Genomic DNA, 20830 nt, shown 5'->3' on the forward strand with positions numbered 1-20830 from the left:
AAAAAAATGCCAAGATCTTATTGAAAAATGAGCGCGCTCAATACTATTATGAGCGCGCTCATTTTTTTTACTTGGAGATTACAATGGACTTATTTTTTCGCATTATTGGTGCCTGTATTTTTTTACCTTTCATTGGCTTTTATAGTTATGTACTAGGACCAATCCTGAAGCTTATCTTGTTACCCGGGGGGCTGTTGTTACTGCTACTGATTTTAGGTAAAGAGGATGGAGTTGAGCCTTTGATTGAAGCTTTAAAAACTAAAACGAAGGCAACAGAGAGTGTTGAAGTGTCATAACATTGAAACGCTTACATTTAACCTATGTCTTAATTATTTTTTGTTATCAAAGGAACCGAAAGAAAATGAAAATCACCTCATCAGGGTCATTTATGCTAGTAAGCGTCGCAGCACTTGCCCTTTTCACAGCCTTGTCTCATATGTCTTGTATTGTGTTAGGTCCAGAGTGTTATCGTGCACAAATGGCGCCTGAAGCTCTCATTGAACTCTCTAAATCTGCACCTTGGCGTGCAGCCTTAGAAACAACTTTGGTATCACTGCTGTTTGTTGCAACAGCCATTTTTTGTTTGTCTGGCGCAGGGGTGATCAGAAAAGTGCCAATGTTAAAACCAGCCATCATTACGATCTCAGTGATTTGCACGCTGAGAGGGTTCGCCACTTTGCCTTTGAGCGTACTCTTTCCTGAACAAGTGACAGCATTTTCTATTATTGCTGGTTTTCTATGGTTTTTAGCGGGCACATTTTGTATCACTGGCTATCGCTTAGTAAACCAAGAAAGTACAAAAGAGAAAGTTAGGTAAGGTATATTAATACGCTCTAAATATTTACTTTGTACAAAAAAAGCACTAGCTTGTACCTAAAAAGTAAAGGGAATTATCATGAAAAGAACTGTATTAAGCCTAATTTTTAGCTCTGTGTTATTTGGCTGTGGTGGGAGTGAAACACGAAACGCTCAAGAGAACGATGTACAAGAACCAGACAAACTCAAAGCGGTATCACCTTTTCCAAGCTCGCCACAGGCAAAGCCCACAATAGATTTTGACCAGCAATTAATGTCTGACATAGAAGACTTTGTTAAGGTCGCCTATTCCGTGAAATATTTTTACCCTTCAACCGAGAATCAAGATTCAAATTGGCCCTTGTTTATCGCGGAAAGTTTAGTCGATTTAAGTCAAACTGAACCAGCGCAAAGAACTGAACTGGGCATCGAACGGCTTCGCCAAATCGCACCTTATATCGCTTTTAATAGAGCACAATTACCTGAAATTAATGATCAGACCACCGTTTCTACTTGGAAACAAAATGCGCCAATAAATCAAAGTGTCTTCACTCGAACTTTGTTAACTGATGATTTCTCCTCTTTAAAAAATGATGAATACAGTGCGAGCGAACGGTTTGCAGAACTCAACTATGGAGCACAAACATTATACTTACCTTTGTATTTACCTACGGATAAGCAAATACAAGGTTATACCTATCAAGAGCCAGGTAAATGGCAAATAGACAACAACTTTGAACACCCTGAAATATGTATGACCACAGTCTCTGAAATGTGGGCAAGCATTGCACATTTTTGGCCTTACTTTCAGCAAATTGACGTTGACTGGGCACAAAGTTTAACGCCCCTTTTAACTGCCTGCACTGACGATGATGTACTAAGAAAGCAAAACAGCCTCTTTGCTGAGTTTTCAAAGTTAAACGATAATCATATTTCTATTGTCTTCCCAACACCTAAAGAATATAGATTCAAAAGTTACATCCCGTTTACCTACGAACTAGTAGAAGAAAAAGCCATTGTTACCCAGTTAGATTCAGCTCACCCAAACGGTATAGAAGTAGGTGATGAGGTGATTTCAGTCGATGGCATAGAAATAAACAATTACTTAGACAACAAATCGATTTATTCATTAAAGAATACATTGCACAGAAAAAACCTCAGTGCGAGGTTTGATGTTTATGCCAAGCACTTTAACCCTGTGAAATATGAAATTCGTAAACCGAACAATGATATACATAGCATTGAAGTGCTCCCCAAAGACTTAAATAAGCGCGAACCATTTGTTGGGATGCCCTATGTACCTAAGAGTGACCATATTTTTGAATATGTTGACGACAACATTTTAAAAATCAATGTCTATAACGTTCAAGAAGCTGATATTACTGAATTACGTAATGAGCTGAGTGGAGCCAAAGCAGTAATATTAGATATGAGAAGATACCCTACTAGCTGGCGGGGTTGGCAGGGCGTGTTAGCACTATTAATAAAAAACGACGCGACTAATGACACCATCGCTTATCACTGGCAAGGTAGTCCAAATCAACGAGACACTAAAAAGCAGGTGATCACGCAACGGATTTACCGTTCAGAAAATGCCTTTAATATACCTACTGTTGCGCTTTCATCGAGGCATAGTATCAGCCAAAACGAACACAGTTTTATCTTTGTTCAAAATGGTGGTTTGCCCATTTTAGGTGAAACAACTTCAGGAATTAATGGCAATATTTTAAGAATGAATATCTTTGAGGGAGCCGAGCAAGACAGCGGTACTTACTTTGTGTACACCAATATGGAAGCAAATCGCCGTGATGGTACGCCTTTAATTAACAGAGGAATAGAGCCCAATATTATCGTCCCAAGAAGCATTGACAGTGTATTAAATCAGGTTGATAACCAAGTGAATGCTGCCATTGATTATTTACAGCAGCAACTTGCAAACTAAAAGCATTGTTCATTATGAGGCTTAATTGACACACAATTAAGCCTCATTAAGCTTGTAAATCTATAAAAGTTAAAGCAAAAATTCTGACTCATACCGACCAGGTTTTACTCATTTAAAATGATGAACTACATTAAAATTGCTGATTTGCGCGTTCCTGTTTAATAAACGCTTAAAACAAGCCTCCTACCGAAACTAACTTGCAGCTAAATTTCGCCTTACATACTATCAAATAAGATATTCAGTTTTAGAAGAAGCCGTCAGTATGTTTAAAAAACTTGCTTTAATGCTCGCTCTTTCAGGAGTGAGTGCTCAATTAGTAGCAACAGAAGCCGCTCAAGGGCGCGAAATAGACACCTTACCCGACGTATTGTCTTTCAAAGAGCGTGTTGCACCAATCAATAACATGGTAAAAGATAGACTCGACAATTTGCTGCCAAAGCTGATGCAAGAAGCCGATCTTGATATGTGGCTGGTGATCAATCGCGAATACGGTGAAGACAAATTATTTTATACCTTGGTTCCACAACCCACTTTTGCTGCCCGACGCACCACACTGCTCGTTTTTTCAAAACAACCAGATGGCAGTGTCGAGCGGTTCAGTGTCAGTCGCTATCCAATCGGCGATTTATATCCAACGGTCTGGGAAGGCGGTAGCAAAGCGCAACAGTGGCAACGTTTAGCTGAAGTCATTGCTGAGCGAGATCCGAAACGTATCGGTATTAACATTAGTGAAGATTGGGCGCTTGCTGACGGCTTAAGCGTTGGTTTACATAATAAACTACTTGAGAATTTACCTAAGAAGTACCAAAAGCGTTTAGTCAGTGCAGAAGACTTAGTGATCCGTTGGCTTGAGACCCGCAGCGAAAAAGAACTACAAGTTTACCCTACTGCTGTTACTCTGGCTCGCGGCGTTATTGCTGAAGCTTTTTCTAATAAAGTCATTACGCCTGGGGTGACGACCACCGATGATGTCGCTTGGTATTTGAGAGAGAGTTTTGAAGCGCTTCAGCTCAGGCCGTGGTTCCAACCTTATGTGAATATTCAACGCCAAGGCGATAAAGTTGACAAAGACGCCCCGTTTTTAGGCGAATATAACCGTGTAATCTTACCGGGTGATATCATTCACACCGATGTAGGTATTTGCTATTTAAATCAATGTACCGACACGCAAGAGATGGGCTACGTCTTAAAATTAAATGAAACCGATGTGCCAGAAGGCTTAAAATCAGCCCTGAAGTTGGGCAATCATTGGCAAGATATTCTCACCCGTAATTTCAAAACAGGTTTAACGGGGAATCAGGTCTTAGCCAACACCATTAAGCAAAGTGAAGCTGAGAACATCATCAGCAGCACTTACACTCACCCGCTGGGTTTTGTCGGCCACGCACCGGGCCCAACCATTGGCATGTGGGATAATCAAGGCCCGACCCCAGTTCAAGGTGATTGGAAATTATATCCAAATACGGTGTATGCCATTGAAGGTAATGTGAAAATGCAGCTACCTGAATGGGATAATCAATGGATCCAAATCAAGCTAGAACAAGATGCGGTATTTGATGGTAAGGCTGTCTGGTACTTGGCTGGCCGCCAAACTAAGTGGCATTTGATTAGGTAACTGTAAATTCTAACTGACTGAGTTTGAGTCCATTTAATTAAATAGGGGGCATCCTGCCCCCTGGTTGTGTTAGCTAATTTTTTGCTTATGTTTATCAGAATAAATATCGAACCTTAAACGTCACACTGTCTTCAATAGGGTTTGTCCAAAGCGTGCTGGTGCGATTGCCGTAACTATTTTGTCCGATTGAATCGCGGTCATAACTGGCGCTATCAACACTGCCTCTTCGGTAAACGAAAAAAACATCTGAGAAGGGTCCCATACGATAACGCAATTTAAACTGAGCGGTTAAACGATTGTCTTCAAAACTTGTATCAAGTTCTTGTTTAAGCAGTTCGCCTTGCTCTTGTACTGCAAAAACTTGCTGAGTTTTGGCGTCTAAGAATGCGACTTGTATTGAACTAGACCACTCTAACTTCTCAGTGATAAGACCATTTACGATGATATTTGAAACAAAGTAATCTCTATCGTATTCGCTGATCACATTTTGCTGATTTGCCACCAGCCAACCTTCACCGGTTCTTAAATAGTTATTCCAATTTATGCTCCAATTCGCATGGGGCATCCAAGTTAAGTCAACCGCATATTGGGTTGATGTTGAGTCGAAGCCTTCTTTGTCATATTCAAAGCTAGCTGCCCAACTGAAGTCTCCTACATATGGGCTTTGGTAAAATAGCCTGACACCTTGTGACGAGGGCTGGGTAAATGCGGTCGTGTTAAAGCCGAGATTATCTTGCTCGCCTTGGGTTAAGTAATCAAAAGTTAAATTAAACTGCGCCCCTGTCGTTAACATAAATTGGCTAGAGTATGTTTGCCAAGCGGGTAAACTTTGTGACGCGCCATTACTTTCATGGCTGAGTTTTACCACATGCTTCACACGTGTGACCCAATCATTCGTGTAATTCACCGAATGTTCAAACTCAGACTGAGCATACTGCCAATCGTTTCTAACCAAATAACCCATATCACGGTTGTCGAACTGGTCGTTTAGTTTTAAGTAACGATTCGAGATTTTAGTATTGGGTGAAAACTGATAGCCTAAGTTTAAGCTCAGGCCGTTACCTGTTTGTGTGGTATTTATTTCAGCGTCTGTATCAATTTGGCTAAGTAGTAACGACCCTTGTAATGACCAAGTTGCACTTTGATACTGGCTATCCCAAGCCAATGTGCTAGCGCTTCTATCTAGGTATGGGCGCTTAACATGGGTGGTTAACAAGCCTGTTTGCCAATTATTTTGGCGATATTTCGCCCTTGCCACATAAAATGATTTGCCCGCATCACTGTCTAAATTCGATTCTTCAACAGCAAATGCACCTAGTTGCAATTGCTCTCCTTGATGAACAAATCGTACGGCTGCATCAATTGGGGTGATATTTTCACTGCCATCATCACTGCCAGCACCTATTCGGCGGGTATGTATCAGCTTGGTATTTTGCTCTGCCTGAACATTAAAAACGCTGATATCTTGAGTGAAAAACGGGCGTTTGTCAGTTCTTAGGGTTTCAACTGCACTGTAGTTAATATTTACGTCGTCACTGTCAACTTGACCGAAATCTGGATTCACTGACACGCTCAGCTTCTGATGGTGCGCAGGTTTATAAATTAAATCAAAGCCCACATCAGTTTGCCCCTTATCTCCTTGTCGGTCTGATAAATCATTTTGCTGGGTAATATAAGGGATAAACGCCAGTTGCTGCTGGTTTGGGATCTCAGCAGATACTTTTGGCATTGCTAAATAAAAGTCACTATTACTAATTGTTTGTTTTTGACTCGCGTAAATAAAATTATTAGCAATATCATAGAGCTGAATAGAGACTCCAACTTTTGATTGACCATTTTCATCCGCTGAATGGTGGAAGGATACAGTGTGCCAAGGAATAAACACCTCGGTTGACCAGTAATCGTCATGCTCAAAGTACTGGCTTTGCCAGTCTCCGTCCCAATCGTAGTCAGTTGTTAGTTGCGGCGTAAGTACCGCATCTTGCGTGCCGCCACCTAGGGTTGTTGCAAATAAATAACCACTACTACCATCACCGCCAAAGTCGAGATAAATACGATTGAACTCGCCTTGCATAAAGTTATCTTTGATATTGAATTGTTTTTTTCGCGTCTCAGCACTTTGATAATTAATAATGCCAACGTAAATACCTTTTTCATTACTGTAGACTTTGGCATTAACTTGCTTTTTTGTTTGCTCGAGCGTGGCAGGCACGACTTTGTAAAAAGTATTAAATGCTGTTGCTTGCTGCCATTGCGGTTCATCTAATTTGCCATCAAGTACGATTGCTTCAGCCATAACCGATGGCGCTATTGAGAATGAGGCCAATGCTATCGCTTTTGCTATGTGTGAAATTTTCATAACGACTTCCAACTGAATTTCAATGCACTCATTGCAACAAAACTTGCAATGAAAAAACCTGAAATTTTTCTGAATAACTCTCATGGAAGCCTTATAAACATTGACTTTTATCTTAATAAAGATAACTTTCGGTTATGAGAGTGATTTAAATAACTGCAGTAAGAGTTTTATGCCAGCTTCGTCACAGGGATATCAATTTGACACTTGGATGTTTTATCCAGAAACAGATGAACTTGTGTGTAGTGAAACCCAACACACACAAAAGTTAGAGCCTCAAGTCGCTCGATTACTTGAACTGTTCATTACCCAAGAAGGTACAACCTTATCGCAAGGCCTGTTAAATGATGAACTTTGGCCAGACACCATAGTTGAAGCGAATAGCCTTTATCAACTGCTCGCGAAGCTACGTAAGGTATTAAAAGACACACCAAGAACGCCTAAATATATAAAAACCATTCCAAAAAAAGGCTATGTGTTTATCGCTGAAGTAAGACTCAAATCAGTTGATACTTTGCCGAATACCCATAATTTTGAATTGGCTTCGCCTAGCCTCAACTCGGCTTCTTTTGTACGCGCTGACACACCGAAAAGAAAACCGCTCTATTTAACCTTGTTTATTGTATTTTTCATCGCATGCTTTAGTGCTATTGCTTTTTTTAACCAGACTCCTCAACCACTTACACCACCTGAGTACAAGGTTGAAGACATTAGTTATGAGCTGGGGTTAGAGTTTGATATTGCCGCGCATATAGAGCAAGACCTTATTGCGTATGTCAGTAAGTTTAATCAACTCGTTATTGCCAATAAGTTAGGAAATCACCTCTACGAGCATACTTTCAATACCAGAGTCGCACACCCAAGTTGGCACCCAGAAAAAGACCTTGTGGCATTTTGGCAGTACCTTGAAGATAAGTGTGTTTTAAAAATTATTAGCAGTAATGGCAAGCAGTTACACGAATCTGAAGCGATTTCATGTGACCGTATTGAAGCGCCAATCTGGCAGTCAGATGACGAGCTCACACTCGTTGTTCACCACTGGGGTAACAGCGATGGTTTTTTGTATCGTTTGAGCACACAACAATTCGTAAAGATACCCGTGCCACTGAACAAAGGTGAAAAGTTAATAAAAGCACTCAAGGCATGGGAAAACCAAACTTATTTTCTTGTAAAACAGGTAAATTACCATACAAAGCTGATTACTCTAGACGGAAATATACATCTGTCATGGCCCTACCCAATTTGGCTGGCAGCCTTTGATGTTAAGCAGCAAACAGTAATCACAAATGATGAAAGTAAGTACCATAACCTCATTGCGACACATTTGAACAATCAGCAATATAGTGTGATGCGCTCTACCCAAGGCATATTTTCTACTCTTTCTGTTGATAAACATGGAGATATTTTTGCAGCAGCTGAGAGCTGGCAGGTTAATATCAAAGATAATGATGACCTGCCGATTTTCTCAAGCTCAAGCATTGATTATTTGCCCGTCAGTAATTTGCTTGGAGAAACAGCGTTCATGTCCCGTCGCACTGGGGTGTGTGAAGTTTATTTACATGCTAATGATAAAATTCGGCAGCTCTCTTTTCACCAAGGTCATGAATATGTCGGCATATTAAATTGGTCACCCGATAATAGTCTGTTGTTGTCTAACCGTGATAACGACATTGTTTTATATGATAGAAACCGTACTACGAAACAGTTTGCATCAAACCTACCACTCACTTTGCAAAACGCGGGCTGGATAAATAACGAGCAAGTGTGGGGCTCTGATGGTGAGCAGGTTTATATCTTTGATCTAACCGGCCGCATTCTTAGACAAACCCAGTTAAAAAATGATTTTATTGGTTTTCATCACCAAACGCAGCAATGGTTGCTACTAAAAAATCAACAGCTAATAACATCGAATACTTTAGACAGCTTTAATAACTTTAAAGTATTAACAACACTTTCTAAGCAACAAGCGAATAACTTCCGAGATGCAAGATTTCAAAACCAATCTTTATACTGGCTAAGTCAGTGGTCGAAGCAGGATTATATCTGGCGATTTGATATGTTGGAGCCGAATACACCTAATTTAAAAAAATCAGGGTCTCTTATTTGGCATTATGATATAAAACCAGATGGGAGTTTACTCATTGCGAAGATGGAAAGTGTTGAAGGCGATATTAAAAAGTTCGCAATAGTAGAGTAATAAAAGCACAACGGAATCAGACTCAAATGATGTTATAAGATCATTGCATCTATCATGTTTAAACAGCTCATTGCTTTTGCGCTCTTTGTAGCAAGTACTTGCACTTTGAGTTGTGAACATGTTTTGCATGTTGAGAGTTAAGCGCCACAATCACTTCGCAACAAAAACCTGCAATAGCAAGGTGTCGATATCGAGCTTACTAAAGCTTTGTTGAATCAAGCTGGCTGCACCTGTAAATTGTACTAATTTCCTAAATAAGAGTATTAAAAATGCTCGAAATAGGTAATTTAGATATGATGATTAGTGAGATTAAAACCGCAGAGGGTCTGAATACATTCACTTTACTGGCCCACAGCGAATTGAACAGATTCTCATTGTAAGCGAAGCCAGTCCAACGGTCATATTGGGCTGCTTTGAGGATATTAAAAGTAAGCCATGAGTATTTGGTGTTCAAGAAGATGCTCTTTGTGACAATGTCTTTACTAAACTTTCATCTGCACTGAACAATCCCGATAAATATTTTTTCAAAATGCCAAATAATGACCTTAAAACCTTTCTATTGATGAAAGATAGAACCTTTCGATTTTTAGAAGAAAAGCTGAATATTGACCATGAGATTAGGCACTCACTCGCGCTTAATGATGTCTATATACAACCTCCTTTAATTACCAATAAAGTAACCGGCTACTTTGCGTTAAATATAGAATCTCTGAGTCATCAAACTATTAATAAACATAGAAAAGGCTTTTATTCAGTTAGAGTACTCTGGTGAATTTCAACAAATCTTAAGCAGCTATAAAAAACTGTAAAAACACGCTGTAATCATATTTATTCTTTCAGAAATAACAGACCACACCAAATGATAAAATTTACTGTTTTTTTCTTTTTATCTGATGAAAAAGAACTAAGATTTAAGTTATGAATTTTAGATTTTCATCGAACTGAAGGAGCGAAGTAGTTATGAGTATTTACGATACATTAGAGTATGCAGACTCAGATAGTTCAGTGAAAGAAATATATGACGATATATTTGAACACTTAGGTAATGCTGGGCTTGTCGATTATTTTAAAGTGCTTGGTAAATACAACCCGCACATTCTCTCTACAACTTGGACACTATTCAAAAATGTATTACTTATAGGTGAATTGCCTCGCGCACTCAAAGAATTAGTGTTTATAGCTATTTCGAACGAGCGTGAATGTGTCTATTGCACTTCTATCCACTGCGCTATGTGCAAATATTTAAATATTGACGACGAAACCATTAATCAAGTGCTACAAAAATCATCAGACTTAAGTCCTAAGCGAGTCAAAGTGGCCATAGATTTTGCTGTTAAAATGTCGAGTGATAATACTTCTGTTACTGAGCAAGATCATCTTTGTTTATTAGAGAACGGCTTAACCAAAAACCAAGTGTTTGAACTCATGTCTCTTGCAAGTGTTGTAAATTACTCTAATACATTAGCTCAGGGTATGATGCTAGTCGTTGACGAAGAGTTCGCTAACTTACTTAAAGATAACATAGTAATGTAATTATGAATGGCAGTGTAATTGACTCTTACCAACTATCTTCTCTAATTGAGCTTACAAGTAATCTAGCCGATGACAGTATGCATGCTGAACTCTCGTCTCAAAAGATCTTGCTCAACGCCGTTAACAAGCTGCTTTGGACATTAAACTTTGATTATTGTCTTATGATAGACAATGAAAAACACATAGACTGCCTGCATGGAGAAGAAAATAGGCATCTAAAAGAGACCATTGAGTCACTATCAATCAAAGAGCTTAAAAACAACACTGTAGTGCTCATAAACCAAGTTCAATATTACCTTATTTATCAAGTGCTACCGCTCGAACAAAACAAATCTAATACTTTGGTGTTTCTGCAGCAAGATCAAGCATTTAACTCTTCCTCTCTTATTATCATTGAGTTGTTTAGTGCCGCAGTCAAACGTTTACTCATTACAAAAGCTGAGGAACATAAGAGACTAAAACTAAAAAACGAAGCACAGGTGCTATTACGTTCAAATCAGCTTAAATCCGAGTTTTTAGCCAATATGTCACATGAGCTAAAAACACCGATGAATGGTATTTTGAATCTTGTGCAATTGCTACAAAACACACAGTTAGAGTCTCATCAACTTGAGATGCTTAATACCATATATGAAAGCACAGAAAATTTGCTCGGAGTTGTTACAGACGTCCTTGAATATAGCAAGCTAGAAACAAACAATATCAAGCTAATTTCCAGCCCATTTGTACTATCCAAGCTGATTGAAAGCATCACTATTGAGATTAAACCTGAGGTTAACCGAAAAGGTCTCACATTCACTGAGCAGTTAGACGTACAGTTACCAACACAGTTGATTGGTGACGCGTTGAGAATTAAGCAGCTCTTGCATAACTTATTGAATAATGCAGTTAAATTTACCAAAAGAGGCAGTGTGTCTATTACTCTATCAGGTAAAGCGTTAGAAAAGAACGACTATGAATTAACGATTGAAGTTGAAGATACTGGTATTGGCATGACTAAAGATGCACAAACCTGGCTGTTCGAGCCTTTTGTTCAAGGTGACGGGTCAACAACTCGAGAATATGGTGGCACCGGGCTGGGTCTCGCTATTTCTGCTAAATTAGCAAAAGCAATGAATGGTAAAATTCAAGTACATAGCGAGTTGGATAAAGGCACTAAGTTTACTGTCAGCTTACCTTTAAAAAAGGTCGCTCAAAAACAGCTTCCTCAATCGCCTGAAAAGACCTCCCATAACATCTTATCGGCCTCAGAGTTACAGCCTCATACCATCTTAATTGTTGAAGACAACTTAATTAATCAAAAGGTTGCAGGCCTATTACTTGAAAAGCTTGGTTATAAATATGATATTGCAGAAAACGGTCAAGTCGCACTAGGTAAGCTAGAGCAGAAACATTACAGCTTTATTTTTATGGATATACAAATGCCTGTAATGAACGGCCATGATGCAACGAAAGAAATTATAGCGAGATATAAAAATCAACGACCAAACATAGTTGCAATGACAGCAAACACATTTGATGAAGACAAAGAAAAATGTTTTGCCAGTGGTATGGATGACTTCATCGCAAAACCTATTTCAGAGCTGGAAATGGTTAGAGTTTTAAGTAAGTTTCCTGTTAAATAACGCTCTTCCATAGTTTGGTTGACAGTAATTAAATTCGTTCTATCAGTAATTATGTCATTGAAGACCTAGCCTCTTACGAATAAAAAAGCGCCCCCCATAATTCCATATGCAAGGCGCTTTAAAGCTTAGATTAGATTAAATTAAATTATTTAACTTCAGTTATTACAGTATCAATCAGGTGAACTACACCGTTTGAAGTGTAAATATCTGTGGTTGTCACATTCGCCCCTTCAATTTGTAGGCCTGATGTTGGCAATTTCACTGCCCACCATACGTTATTCAATGCATTACCCTTCATGTCTCCGGCCGCTTCATCTTGAATAAATGTGTATAAAGGACGACCTAAATAAGCAACTTGCATTGAGCCATCACCTCGTTCAACCAGCGATAAACCCGGTATATTTTTGATACCATCAGCTGTTGCAGTTACTGGCGGCCAGTTTGTTGCGCATGTATCGACGCACTGGCTCGACGCACTTTCTAAATCATTGTCGAATACATACAGTGTCATGTCAGGAGTTGTTGAACCAGCCCCTGTCACCAATGTACCTGTTGCTTTGCTGTATGTGACTACGTCACTGTCTGTGTTTGACACGCCAGCAAAATTAACCAAGTTAACTGATAACTTATTGCCTTGCAGGGTTTCTACCTCAGCGCCATTAGCAGCGAAAGCATTTAAGCTGTCGACAGAAGAAGCTAAAACATGCTGCTTAAGCACAGCACCTAGTGCATCTTTATCAGCAAGTAAAGCATTTAGCGTATCAGCTGGTATTTTTTTAAACGCATCATTCGTCGGTGCGAACACTGTAAAGTTAGCTTCAGGGTTACTGAGCGCATCGACCAAATTAGCAGCGCTTAATGCAGTAACAAGCGTTGATAAACTATCAGTATCGGAGGCTGTTTGCACCACATTTTTGCTTGGCTCATCCGCTGTTTTAGGCGGCATGATCACCTTGTCTAAAACATGAATAATACCGTTATCAGCCATCACGTTTGCTGCTGATATCGCTGAGTCGTTTATGAACAATGTTGAACCAGTTGTCGATAGAGCTGAATTGGCATCATTACCCATTTTAACTAAGCTTTCTTCACTATTCGCAATAGATACTGCCGCATCAGACATAACTTTTTGGTCTACTATTAAATGGTAGAGTAAAATACCTTTAAGCGTTTCGGTGTCAGATTGCAATGCGGTTAATGTATCTTGACCTAATGCAGCAAACGCAGCATCAGTAGGTGCAAAAACAGTAAAAGTTTTAGTTGGATCTGACACTTCACTGTCTAGTCCTGTAGCAACAAGTAAAGACAACAAGGTATCAAAACTACCATTTTCAGTCGCCACATCTGCAATTGTGCCATAGCTCTGAGGAAGTGTAATATCACCAACAATTACACTGTCAATGACGTGTATAGTGCCGTTTGTTGTTACTATATCTTTAGTAATGATTTTGGCACCGCCAAACATTAATGTGTTAGTTTCTTTGTTGATAGAAATGCCTAACTCGTTTCCTAGCACAGTCTTCACAGATTTGCCATTAAGTGACATGGCCGTGACCGAATCTGCGTTTATCGGTAAAACATGTTGTTTTAAAATATCTGAAAGTACATCAGGGTTAGCCAATAAAGTGTTTATTAATTTATCACCGATAGCTGCGAATGCCGTATCAGTTGGTGCAAATACAGTAAACGACCCTGACTCATCAGATAACACACTGTCTAAACCAGTACGCTCTAAAGCAGTTATTAAAGTAGTAAATTCACCATTAGCCTTTGCAGTATCAACAATATTTGCACCGGATTCAGTTGGCGCAGGAGGCATTAATACAGCGTCAATCACATGTATTACACCGTTGTCGGCCATTACATCTGTATCAGTTACTGTACTTGTGTTAATTAAAAGATCATCACCTGAAAGTGAAAGTGCTATATTCGCGCCGTTTACTGTTAATACGGTGCTACCCGCTGCAGATAGCGCATCTTCGGCCACAACTTTACTTCCCAGCACATGGTAAGTAAGAATGCTACTGAGCTTGTCTGGGTCCTGTGCTAATGCATCTAACGTTTCTTGACCTAGTGCAGCGAAAGCAGCATCAGTCGGTGCAAACACGGTATACATACTATCAGCGTTGTCTAGCGTGTCGTCTAGGTTTGTTGCCTCAAGTAATGAAACCAATGTGTTGAAATCACCGCTCGCTGCGGCTACGTCATAAACTGTGTTTGGCTCTTGTACTGGGGGCTGTATTTCTATTTTATTGTCATCGTCATTACAGCCTGCTAGCAACAATGAAATACTCAATGCTGCTCCAAGTTTGATTGATTTAACCACCTCTACATTCCTCTTGTGTTTAAAGTTCATACAGAGTTACGGAGAGTAATTTCTAAACGATCAAAATATTATTAAAAAAAATTTAATAAAAATAATACAAGTTTAATTTGAGTAGATTTAGTGATTTTAAAGGAATATAAAAGAAGATAAGCGCCATTAGTGAAATTTAGACGCTTTTCTATACCAAAATAAATTGGGTGTTAAAATTAATAAAGCTTGTTATCACCTAGTGGTACTTCGAGTTCGTTGTTAATTTTACTCGGCCCACCAACCATTTCATCGTACGCACTCAGCTGGCGCATAACCTGTAACTCAGCTTTAACATTTTTTAATTTCTTTTGTAAAGCGACGAAGTTATGACTTTTCAAACGCTGTCCTTTTTCGTCGGTCACCATGTATTCTTTACCATCAATGACTACACTTACGTTATATAAAGCCAAATCTAATGAATGATAAATAATTTTATCGACATAGAAATACTTTTCTAATTTACTAAGCTTCAAAGTAATAACCTCAATTCGCTCAAACTGTGGATTAATCAAAAAGTGATTACGCTCTGAACAACCACAAGGTTCACTATTAATTCTCAAAAGACAAAGAATGGACTTTTAACGTATTTATATGCTCACTTGTCTATTGTTTTGGTACTTTGTGTCAATGCGTTGTTACTATGTAACGTAGTAATATAATCGATAAAAAAGACAAAATGAAAAGGACAACAACAATGCCATCAGCCAAGTATACGCTTTGTGCATTAGCTGTTTTAACTGCTCAAGCACATGCCTCTAAAAGTGAAGAGTGGTTCTTACACAGCAGCATTTCACCAAACGGTAAGCAAATTGCTTTTTCTTATAAGGGTGACATTTATACTGTACCAGCTAAAGGCGGTACTGCTCGTCCCCTGACTTTGCACAGTGATTGGGATGGTCACCCTGTTTGGTCTAATGATGGCAAGCATATCGCATTTGCGAGCGATAGAAACGGTAACTTAGATGTGTATCTTATGCCATCATCGGGTGGCAAGGCTAAACGACTTACATATCATTCAGCCAATGATGTGCCTCAAGATTTCGCAAAAAATGATAAAGCAGTGCTTTTCACATCAGCACGCCAAGATTCTAAAGACTCTACGATTTTTCCTACTGCCCGCTTAACTGAAAGCTATACGGTGTCATTAAACGGCGGCACCCCTAAGATGCTATCAACCATTCCAGCATCTGAATTAAAGTTTTCACCTGATGGCAAGAAAGTACTTTATCGTGATGAAAAGGCTTACGAAAACGAATTTAGAAAGCATGATGTTTCTGCGTTTGCCCGTGATGTTTGGTTACAAGATTTAGTTTCAGGTGAGCATACCCAACTGACAACTTTTGCGGGCGGCGACCACAACCCGGTCTGGGCTGATAATAATACTTACTATTATACGTCTGAAGAAAAGTCGGGCGCATTTAACGTATGGCGCGCCGATTTAGATGGCGACAACAAAAAGCAAATCACTGATTTTGAGCAATTTCCTGTTCGCAGCTTATCTATCAGTGACAATGGTACATTAGCATTTGCACACCATGGCAGTATTTACACGTCAAAAGGTGACAAGCCTAAGCATGTAAAGATCAATATCGCCAATGACGTCCAAGAAGACGATATGATGCCAACCATGCTAGGTGGCAAAATCACAGAATACTCTGTTTCGCCAGATGGAAAAGAAGTGGCGTTTGTGGCGCGTGGAGAAGTGTTTGTTGCAAGCACAGAATTCGGTACGACTCGCGCAATCACCAATACGCCACAACAAGAGCGTTCTGTGTCATTTCATAAAGATGGCAGAACGCTTTTATATACTGCTGAGCGAGGCAACAGCTGGGGGTTATATGAAACATCGATTGCCGATGAGTCAGAGCCTTATTTCTTTGCCGCGACAAAATTAAAAGAAGAAGTAGTTCATCAAGTAGATACGGATAGCTTCCAACCTATTTACTCACCAGATGGTAAAAAAATTGCGTTTTTATCTGCTCGCGATGAAATTCAAGTTATCGATCGCGAATCTAAAAAAGTAAACGTTGCACTGGGTAAAGAGCATAACTACTCGTATGCAGATGGCGATATCACCTTTGCATGGGCACCAGATAGTTATTGGATGACTGCGGATTTCGCACCAAGAAGTCGACTGTTTGTGACAAATATCGGCGTTTTCCCATCAGATGGTTCACAGCAACCTCGCGATATCAGCTTATCCGGTTATAACGATACCTCACCTTCTTGGCATACCGATGGTGAAGCAGTGCTTTGGGCTAGTGCCCGTTATGGCCAACGTGATCATGGTAGTTGGGGCAGAGAATTCGACGTTATGGCCGCTTTCTTAACGCAAGACAGCTATGACCGTTTTAGATTCTCTAAAGAAGAGTATGCACTGCATAAAGAGCTTGAGAAAAACGCCTCAAAAGCAGAGAAGCAAGACGATAAGAACACTGAAGATAAAGCTGAAAAGCTTGAGATTGAGTGGGATAACATCGAACAACGCACAGCGCGTCTGACTGTTCATGCATCAGATCTTGGTCAAGCATATTTAACAAAAGACACCAAGGCACTTTACTACTTTGCGCGTTTTGAGAAAGGCTATGATCTATGGCGTCATTCAATTCGCGATAGAAAAACAGAGTTGGTTGCAAAACTAAATGCACGCAGAGCAAGCATGACGTTTAGCGAAGATGAAAAGAACATTGTTATTCTTGCCGATGGCACGCTACGTCAAGGTAAAGTAGGCAACAAAATTGCGCTTAAACCAATTTCGACCAAGCCTGTGATGCAACTACAAGCCGCCAAAGAACGTGAATTTATGTTCGATCACAGCTGGCGCATCATTGATGATAAATTCTATCGCGATGATTATCACGGTATCGATTGGGATCAAGTTGGCCAATCTTACCGTGCAAAAGTGGCATCGATAGGCCATGGCCGTGATTTTGCGAACCTATTTGCTGAAATGACAGGCGAATTAAATGCATCACATATTGGTTCATCTTACCGTCCTGCACGTAAGCCAACGGATGATGCAACTGGCCGCTTAGGCTTGTTTTTCAATGATGTAAACCCATTCATGGTTGAAGAAGTAATGGCTAAAGGTCCATTTGATAAAGCCAGCAGCAAAGTAAAACCGGGGGTAACGCTTAAAGCTGTAAACGGTATTGAATTGAGCGATTCACAAAACTTATTCAAATTGTTAAACCACACTGCAGGTCAGCGTGTACGTTTCACTTTTGCAGATTCTAATGGTGCGCTTTTTGATGAGGTCATCAAGCCAACAAATAGCCGTACTATTAATAACTTACTTTACGAACGCTGGGTGTTATCAAGAGAAGCTCTGGTAGAAGAGTTATCAGGCGGTCAACTTGGCTATGTGCATGTGCGTGGCATGAACGATCCTAGCTTCAGAGCCGTGTACTCTCGTCTTTTAGGTAAACATTTTGATAAGAAAGCCATTGTTGTTGACACTCGCTTTAATGGCGGCGGCTGGTTACACAATGATCTTGCAAAACTACTGAGTGGCGAAGAATACTTCACCATGCATGTTCGTGGCCGTCAGTACCATGGTGATCCCCTTGATCAATGGAACAAACCTTCTGTGTTGCTTATCAACGAAGGTAACTACAGTGATGCCCATGCGTTCTCATACACATATGATCAATTAGATTTAGGTGAAATGGTGGGTATGCCTGTGCCAGGCACAATGACAGCAGTTTGGTGGGAAATGGGGATTTCAGGCGACTTCCGCGCTGGTGTACCACAAGTGGGCATGAAAAACACCAAAGGTGAATATCTAGAAAATAACCAAACAATGCCAGATCATCTTGTTAAGAACGATCCTGAATCTGTAGAGAAAGGTCGTGATAAACAAATTGAAAAAGCAGTAGAAGTTTTGCTTAAAAAAGTAGACTAACTATAGTTTATATAGGCCTTAGACATCACTGCCTAAGGCCTTTTCTCTAAATAAAACTATTTAATTCAACACACATGCTATTACTCAGCAAACTCACATTTCAAGTAAATGAGATTTAGTCCCACACTTTAATTATTCATAACTGGTTCAGCTTTAATTCTTTAGTAATGTAAGTTTAGTTACTTGATTAAATTCAAAAGTTTGATTTTTATTTAGTCTAATAATAACACTTAAAACACAAGCTAATTTTTAAATAAACATCAATTCAGGAACACACATGCTTAGGACTGCTTTATTAGTATCATCTTTATTTGCACCACATTCATACGCAATACAATCTCCTTTTGATGAAATACTCGCATGCCATACTTCAAACTCAGCGCCAGGAATAGCTGTCAGGTTAGAGCAATCTGAAAAAGTGATTTACAGTGGTGTTGCTGGTCTTGCAAATATACAAAACAAACAGCAACTCAAATTTGATGACGTTTTTCAAATTGGCTCAGTATCAAAACAATTTACAGCTGCAGCTATTTTACAGCTTGCTGAACGCGATAAATTAAAATTGTCGAATACACTTGGAGACTTCATTAAAGGATTACCAAAAGACTATGCACAAGTCACCATTGAACGTTTACTTAGCCATACTTCCGGTTTACCAAACTATAATAATGACCCGAGAATTAGAAATATTTGGCACCAAGAAAGAAGTCTTGATGACATAATCAAAGAGATCACTAAGCAAACTCCGATTGCCAAATCAGGCGAGGTATTTAACTACTCAAACACAGGTTATGTCTTACTCGGCAAAGTCATAGAAGTGGTATCGGGCTTAACTTATGCCGACTATTTAAAAACACATATTTTTAACCCATTAAAAATGAATCGCTCATATGTTACTAAACAAGGTGAAGGAAACACTGGCATTACAGGCTATACAAGCCACAATGATTCACCTATCAAAGTAGACAGAAGTTGGATTTATGCCTCAGGTGCAATTACATCAACCCTTGAAGATATGAGTCGTTGGCATCAAGCGCTCGTGAATGGAAAAGTTATCTCTAAACATAATTATCAAAAAATGATAACTCCAACTGTTTTAAATAATGGAGAAACTTCGCCTTACGGATTTGGTCTTTATAATTACCCCATTAGCGGCAAAACGACCATTAACCACGAAGGCTGGATCCCAGGATTTATGACTTGGTCTATTTACCTCCCAGAGAATGATCTCTATGCAGTGGCATTTAGTAACAATGACGCTAAGCATCCGGGGCCATTAGTGCTAGATATGATTGCAAAACAATTAAACTTATCACCTTCGCCAATTACTTATACTAATACAGGTTTCGCTGAAGACTTAGTTGGAAAGTATCAATTTACTGAGCAACGCATCATGACTATCTCACAAGAAAATAGGCAGTTTTTTGCTCAAATAAATAACGAACCTAAGCAACGTCTAACCTTAAGAGCAGATAAAGCATTTTCATTTGAATGTACCGAAAACTACTATAAACTGAAGAAAATCAATGAAGCAATAACACTGACGCCCGTTAGCCTTTACCGAGGTGAAGGTCAGCCTTTGCGCAAAATACTTTAAGGACATCCAAATGAAAACCATAAAAATAACATTACTTGCAGTTTTATTGACTTGTCCATTCACTTCATTCGCAAACTCAGAGGCGGAAGTTGAAGCTGCAAAACTAATGAAAGTTATGGATATGGATAAAGTAATGAATGACTCTATGTCTAATATGGTAGACATTCAAATTCAGCAACAACCTACTCTGGCTCCTTTCAAATCCGTAATGATGAAGTTTTTCCAAAAACATATGAGTTGGGAAAGTTTAGAATTCGAGTTCATATATATTTATTCGCAAGCGTTTACTGCGCAAGAATTAAAAGAATTAACGGCTTTTTACGAAACACCGACAGGTAAAAAAACCATAGAGAAAATGCCTCAGCTTATGGCTCAAGGTGCGCAGATTGGCGCTGCACGTGTTCAGGAGAATATGCAAGAGTTGCAAGCTATGATAAAAGAAGAAGCCGAGAGACTGAAGCAACTATCAGAGCAACAAAATTAACCAACATACTGAGTGGTCATTAATGGGGTATCTGTAGGAAAGAAAACATAAGGAAAAATAAGGAAAACAATGAATAAAAAATTATTAGTGCATTACATAGCAATTGGCTTGACTGCAGCTATGCTTGTCTTCGGACTGGACGTCTACAATCAAGAAGTGACTCTTACTGTACAATATGGTTTAACTTACTGTATATCAGCGCTTGTTGGAACTGTTCTAGCAGCTTTGTATTTTAGTTTAGTTGGCCATAGGTTCTACAAACATCAATTCTTAGCAACTGTGCTCCCTTGCATACTATTTGCTCTATTGGCAATTAAGCTCGGTTCTTTAATCGCAGTACCGCTTCATGACATTACTATAATAATAACTTCATTATTAGTTATTTCTAGTTCGTTTGAGAAGCGAAAGAACTAATTCACGCAAGCA

The 20830-nt window shown here is 39.3% G+C and carries 14 protein-coding genes; 11 read left to right on the forward strand and 3 right to left on the reverse strand.

The genetic code is table 11. The features are described from left to right. Positions 1–83: 83 nt before the first annotated feature. The 4 genes from ABMY35_RS14100 to ABMY35_RS14115 all read left to right on the forward strand — a co-directional run bounded on the left by ABMY35_RS14100 (position 84) and on the right by ABMY35_RS14115 (position 4352). Positions 84–296: a hypothetical protein gene (locus tag ABMY35_RS14100; RefSeq protein WP_138481765.1), complete on the forward strand. Its 213-nt coding sequence runs from the start codon at positions 84–86 to the stop codon at positions 294–296. 65 nt (positions 297–361) lie between these two features. Next, a complete protein-coding gene (locus ABMY35_RS14105) occupies positions 362–817 on the forward strand; it encodes a hypothetical protein (protein WP_349286785.1) in 456 nt (151 codons plus the stop codon). Positions 818–895: 78 nt separating this feature from the next. Beyond that, on the forward strand, positions 896–2737 hold the full coding sequence (locus ABMY35_RS14110; RefSeq protein ID WP_349286786.1) for a S41 family peptidase: 1842 nt from the start codon (positions 896–898) through the stop codon (positions 2735–2737). 262 nt (positions 2738–2999) lie between these two features. Then, positions 3000–4352, forward strand: a complete 1353-nt coding sequence (locus tag ABMY35_RS14115) for a M24 family metallopeptidase (protein WP_349286787.1) — start codon at positions 3000–3002, stop codon at positions 4350–4352. A gap of 94 nt (positions 4353–4446) precedes the next feature. Here the strand turns inward: ABMY35_RS14115 and ABMY35_RS14120 are convergent, their stop codons facing one another. Further along, positions 4447–6711, reverse strand: a complete 2265-nt coding sequence (locus ABMY35_RS14120) for a DUF5916 domain-containing protein (protein WP_349286788.1) — start codon at positions 6709–6711, stop codon at positions 4447–4449. 169 nt (positions 6712–6880) lie between these two features. On the opposite strand from ABMY35_RS14120, the gene ABMY35_RS14125 reads away from it, so the two are divergent. From ABMY35_RS14125 to ABMY35_RS14135, 3 genes are all read left to right on the forward strand, one after another. Then, on the forward strand, positions 6881–8905 hold the full coding sequence (locus ABMY35_RS14125; RefSeq protein WP_349286789.1) for a winged helix-turn-helix domain-containing protein: 2025 nt from the start codon (positions 6881–6883) through the stop codon (positions 8903–8905). A gap of 960 nt (positions 8906–9865) precedes the next feature. Then, the gene (locus ABMY35_RS14130) at positions 9866–10438 is read left to right on the forward strand and encodes a carboxymuconolactone decarboxylase family protein (protein WP_349286790.1); all 573 of its coding nucleotides are present in this window, start codon (positions 9866–9868) and stop codon (positions 10436–10438) included. Between the two features lie 2 nt (positions 10439–10440). Then, the gene (locus tag ABMY35_RS14135) at positions 10441–12063 is read left to right on the forward strand and encodes an ATP-binding protein (protein ID WP_349286791.1); all 1623 of its coding nucleotides are present in this window, start codon (positions 10441–10443) and stop codon (positions 12061–12063) included. Positions 12064–12208: 145 nt separating this feature from the next. Here the strand turns inward: ABMY35_RS14135 and ABMY35_RS14140 are convergent, their stop codons facing one another. Beyond that, entirely contained in the window at positions 12209–14389 is a 2181-nt protein-coding gene (locus ABMY35_RS14140; protein ID WP_349286792.1) for a fasciclin domain-containing protein, read from the reverse strand. Positions 14390–14595: 206 nt separating this feature from the next. Further along, complete coding sequence (locus ABMY35_RS14145) at positions 14596–14892, reverse strand: DUF6482 family protein (protein ID WP_349286793.1); 297 nt, start codon at positions 14890–14892, stop codon at positions 14596–14598. A 221-nt stretch (positions 14893–15113) separates the two neighbouring features. Here ABMY35_RS14145 and ABMY35_RS14150 point away from each other — a divergent pair, with 221 nt between their 5' ends. From ABMY35_RS14150 to ABMY35_RS14165, 4 genes are all read left to right on the forward strand, one after another. Continuing rightward, positions 15114–18323 carry a S41 family peptidase gene (locus tag ABMY35_RS14150; RefSeq protein WP_349286794.1) on the forward strand — a complete coding sequence of 1070 codons (3210 nt, stop codon included), beginning with the start codon at positions 15114–15116 and terminating at the stop codon, positions 18321–18323. A gap of 277 nt (positions 18324–18600) precedes the next feature. Beyond that, positions 18601–19920 carry a serine hydrolase domain-containing protein gene (locus ABMY35_RS14155; protein WP_349286795.1) on the forward strand — a complete coding sequence of 440 codons (1320 nt, stop codon included), beginning with the start codon at positions 18601–18603 and terminating at the stop codon, positions 19918–19920. A gap of 10 nt (positions 19921–19930) precedes the next feature. Further along, entirely contained in the window at positions 19931–20404 is a 474-nt protein-coding gene (locus ABMY35_RS14160; protein WP_349286796.1) for a DUF2059 domain-containing protein, read from the forward strand. A gap of 69 nt (positions 20405–20473) precedes the next feature. After that, on the forward strand, positions 20474–20818 hold the full coding sequence (locus ABMY35_RS14165) for a hypothetical protein (protein WP_349286797.1): 345 nt from the start codon (positions 20474–20476) through the stop codon (positions 20816–20818). Positions 20819–20830 lie beyond the last annotated feature (12 nt).

Source organism: Pseudoalteromonas sp. BZB3, from assembly GCF_040104455.1.
Classification (GTDB): Bacteria; Pseudomonadota; Gammaproteobacteria; order Enterobacterales; family Alteromonadaceae; genus Pseudoalteromonas.